The sequence below is a fragment of the Dysgonomonas mossii DSM 22836 genome (assembly GCF_000213575.1).
Taxonomy (GTDB): Bacteria; Bacteroidota; Bacteroidia; order Bacteroidales; family Dysgonomonadaceae; genus Dysgonomonas; species Dysgonomonas mossii.
Map to the genome: position 1 here is coordinate 736,415 of NZ_GL892006.1, position 3,640 is coordinate 740,054.

Below are 3,640 nucleotides of genomic sequence, written 5' to 3' on the forward strand. Positions count from 1 at the left end.
GCGACTGTGGAAGCATCGGGCAACGCGACTGTGAGAGCATCGGACAACGCGACTGTGAGAGCATGTGACAACGCGACTGTGGAAGCATCGGGCAACGCGACTGTGAGAGCATCGGGCAACGCGACTGTGGAAGCATCGGGCAACGCTTATATTACTTCTTATTATACTATTGAATGTATATTATCTGATAACTCGATATACAGAATTAGAGAGAGCAATACAATAAAGTTTGCTTCTGATGAAATAAAATTTGAGAAATATAAAGCTACTTCAAATAACTAATTTTTTTCTAATAATATTAATAAGGTAGCTTTTATCTCGGTGTGCATTTGGTTGCTATCCGAGAGCGATACCTGAAAAGGTGTTTCTACTAAAAGTAGACTGTTTTTAATGAATACGAGTAGTGTTGTCTGTGAAGATAGCACTACTTATTTTAAAGAGATTAAGGAAAATAAATATAACCATTAATAATTACAGATATGAGCAAAAGATATGAAACACAAGGCGCATTCGCTACAAGAGATTTAGCAGTTGCATATTTAAAAAGTTTAGTAAAAGGTGTTGACTATAATATTTTCGAAATTGTAGACTATACCGATGGTACATATTCAGTACTATTAGGATAACCAACAGAAAGGAGGTGTTTAAAGATGCGCAATGAGAATGAAGGATAGAAAATTAAGTTCCGAAAAAAATTAAAATTTACAGTAAAAGAAAGACCCTGCATGTAGTAGAGTCTTTTTTATTCGGAGATGGCGGAATTGGTAGACGCTAACGGTACGGAGAGCTTTCTGGGGGTAAGCGTTGGAAGCGTAACCCGTGAAGGAACGTTCTCCTTGATATCGTAGATAGTACCGGGAATGGAAACGGGAAGTTATATCGTGCAGGTTCGATTCCTGCTCTCCGAACTACTTTTGTAAACATGAATAGAATTACTAAAAATGTGTGTAGGCATTCTGAGTTGTGATAATTCGGAATGCTTTTTAATTGAATAGTAACAATAAAAGCAAAGACAATGAATATACAAGTAAAAGACAAGATAGGTTTATCAGAGATAGATATTTTAACGTTAGTTCAAAGTCTATTAAGAAATAAGCCCCCTAAAGATGGTGAATTTGATTATGGGTTTGAGACTCACGGGGCAATAGGTATTTCTCTCGGATGTTCTAGCGAACCTATACAAGTTTATCAGCAAAATAAGAGATCATCAATTAAAAGCCCTATAATCATAGTTATAGAAAAGCATATAAAGGCATTTTAACCAAAAAAATAAAAAGAGATGAGAAAGATAAAGTTTAGAGGTAAATCAAATACAGGAGAGTGGGTTTATGGCTCACTTGTATATTCAGAAAATATACATCCTGCTATATACTTTGAAACAGGAAAAGGAAATATAAAGTCCTTAGAATGGGTATATGTAGACCCCGAAACAGTAGGTCAATTCACAGGCTTAACCGATAAGAACGGAAAAGAGATATACGAGGGGGATATAATCGAAGATAAGAACGGAATCGGCGTGATAATGTGGTTTCAAACTGCATGGGGTGTTGCATCGTATGCTCATGGGTATAATGGCTTGAAAAGCTATACAGCAGTAGATTCATTTTACAGTAAAGAGACTAAAGAATGGGCTGTTATAGGTTCAATCCACGACAACCCAGAACTATTAACTAAATAATATATAGAGATGAAAATAACAATTGATTTAGAAGATTTGGTTAGTGACTTTATAGAGGATGCTAACTGTGGTGAATATGGCATAGAAGATCAATTCGAGTTAAAGAAAGAAATTAGATCAGCTATCGTAAAACAAGTCTCATATAGTAATTTCCAATCGGAGATTAAAAAGATGAGAGAAGAGGCATTCAATTTGCTGAAAGAAAGAATATCCGAGAAGATGGATGAGATAATATCAAAACAGGTTGATCGGATAGTTAGAGACGAAAAGGTAAAATTCGGATATTCGAAAGAGCCTATTACCCTAACAGATCATATCAAACAGGTTTATATGGATACGTCATATAACCGAAAATTAAAGCTAGATGACATTGCTAAAGAAATAGCCGATAAACAAGCCAATGCGATGAAAGAGAGATACGATCTATTGTTTGCCTCTCAATTCGTGAGCAAGCTTGATTCACTTGGGTTACTAAAGCCTGATGCAGCAAAGATACTATTAGATAATAACGGATAATCTTTTATGCCATGCCAACAATAAAAATACCCTTCCCTATACATGAGGGATTAGAAGTGAAGAATGCAACTATAGACCTAAAAAATGGATATACTGTTGTAGAGTATGGAGAGAAAGAAGTTCAAGCCATCAATAACTATATTCTTGTGCCTGAGAGTATAGGGATATGGGTTTTACCGCAAGGTGCCTCTGGAAGCTATGGCGATGGGTTGTTTATCGGATTTAACGAGGATAAGCAACTTTTAGGATATTGCGACACTGCCTATTGTGTTGAACCTAGAACGAAATGTCGCTTAGATAAAATCCAATACAAACTAACTCCTTGCAAAAGAAAAGAACTTAAAGAAGGCGATACATCTTTTCATTCATATTCACAAACTCCTGATTTTTCAAACATACATCAGTACTGCAAAATAATTGATAGTAATTATCATGTTTTTGTAAACTCTATAAAGTCTGTAATACGACAATCAGACGAATACCCATTTTGGTACAAAGTAGAACCTATACAATATAGCCATGGATACTAATTTTAAACGCATACCACGCAGACGCAAAGGCATACAATACTATTTCTTCAATGGTATAGGTATGCAGCTTACTTATGACATGGGCACCACTAGCGACATCGAAAGATACAAGCTAGGAAACTACTTAGATAACAAAAATGCGAGGTTAGTAGAGCAAGCAATTAAAGAACTATTTAAAGATTAGGATATGGAAAATTTAGATTTATATAATAAAGTAAGAGAAGTTCCAAAAGAAGCTCAAAAACCATTCAATAATGGCAGGTTTTCGGGTACTGATATAAACCCTATGTGGCGAATAAAAAAGCTTACAGAAGAGTTTGGGATATGTGGCTTCGGTTGGTACTATGAGATAACCGATAAATGGCTCGAAAAAGGACAGGATGATATTGTCGCTGCATTCGTAAACATAAATCTTTTCATCAAAATTGGCGAAGAATGGAGTAAGCCGATACAAGGCACAGGAGGTAATACATTTGTATCTAAAAATAAGAACGGTTATCAAGTATCCGACGAATGTTATAAAATGGCTTTAACTGATGCTATATCTGTAGCTGCTAAGGCTCTCGGTGTTGGTGCTGATATTTATTTTAGCAATGATAGGACAAAATATGATACACCAAAAGACACTGAACCTAAACAAGACCCTAAAGCTACTCAAAAGACTGACGAACCATCAGATATTATATTCGAAATGATAAACAAAGCGGATAGCCAAGAATCATTAAAGGATATTTGGACTTCATACCCAAATTATCAACGTAATCAAAAATTTAAAAACGCTCTAACAAATGCAAAATCAAAATTACCTAAATTACAACCAGCAAGTTGATTTCTTTGAGAATAATCATTGCTATATAACTAAAGAAGGAAAACAGCTTCAAGGCATAACAGGCATCATCTCAAAGATGTTATTTCC

8 protein-coding genes are annotated in these 3,640 nt (G+C 35.3%); all 8 read left to right on the plus strand.

Annotated elements, in window-relative coordinates:
- The coding region (locus HMPREF9456_RS10075) for a hypothetical protein (RefSeq protein WP_006843415.1) at nucleotides 1-282 on the plus strand (282 nt) is incomplete at its 5' end.
- Between the two features lie 197 nt (nucleotides 283-479).
- Complete coding sequence (locus HMPREF9456_RS17395; protein ID WP_006843416.1) at nucleotides 480-626, plus strand: hypothetical protein; 147 nt, start codon at nucleotides 480-482, stop codon at nucleotides 624-626.
- A gap of 389 nt (nucleotides 627-1,015) precedes the next feature.
- Nucleotides 1,016-1,261, plus strand: a complete 246-nt coding sequence (locus tag HMPREF9456_RS10080) for a hypothetical protein (protein ID WP_006843417.1) — start codon at nucleotides 1,016-1,018, stop codon at nucleotides 1,259-1,261.
- 18 nt (nucleotides 1,262-1,279) lie between these two features.
- Complete coding sequence (locus HMPREF9456_RS10085) at nucleotides 1,280-1,678, plus strand: YopX family protein (protein WP_006843418.1); 399 nt, start codon at nucleotides 1,280-1,282, stop codon at nucleotides 1,676-1,678.
- A gap of 9 nt (nucleotides 1,679-1,687) precedes the next feature.
- Complete coding sequence (locus HMPREF9456_RS10090; protein ID WP_006843419.1) at nucleotides 1,688-2,194, plus strand: hypothetical protein; 507 nt, start codon at nucleotides 1,688-1,690, stop codon at nucleotides 2,192-2,194.
- 11 nt (nucleotides 2,195-2,205) lie between these two features.
- Nucleotides 2,206-2,724 carry a hypothetical protein gene (locus HMPREF9456_RS10095; RefSeq protein ID WP_006843420.1) on the plus strand — a complete coding sequence of 173 codons (519 nt, stop codon included), beginning with the start codon at nucleotides 2,206-2,208 and terminating at the stop codon, nucleotides 2,722-2,724.
- The gene (locus HMPREF9456_RS10100; RefSeq protein ID WP_006843421.1) at nucleotides 2,714-2,908 is read left to right on the plus strand and encodes a hypothetical protein; all 195 of its coding nucleotides are present in this window, start codon (nucleotides 2,714-2,716) and stop codon (nucleotides 2,906-2,908) included. The genes HMPREF9456_RS10095 and HMPREF9456_RS10100 overlap by 11 nt, the downstream gene beginning before the upstream one ends.
- A gap of 3 nt (nucleotides 2,909-2,911) precedes the next feature.
- On the plus strand, nucleotides 2,912-3,553 hold the full coding sequence (locus tag HMPREF9456_RS10105; protein ID WP_006843422.1) for a hypothetical protein: 642 nt from the start codon (nucleotides 2,912-2,914) through the stop codon (nucleotides 3,551-3,553).
- The last annotated feature ends 87 nt before the right edge of the window (nucleotides 3,554-3,640 follow it).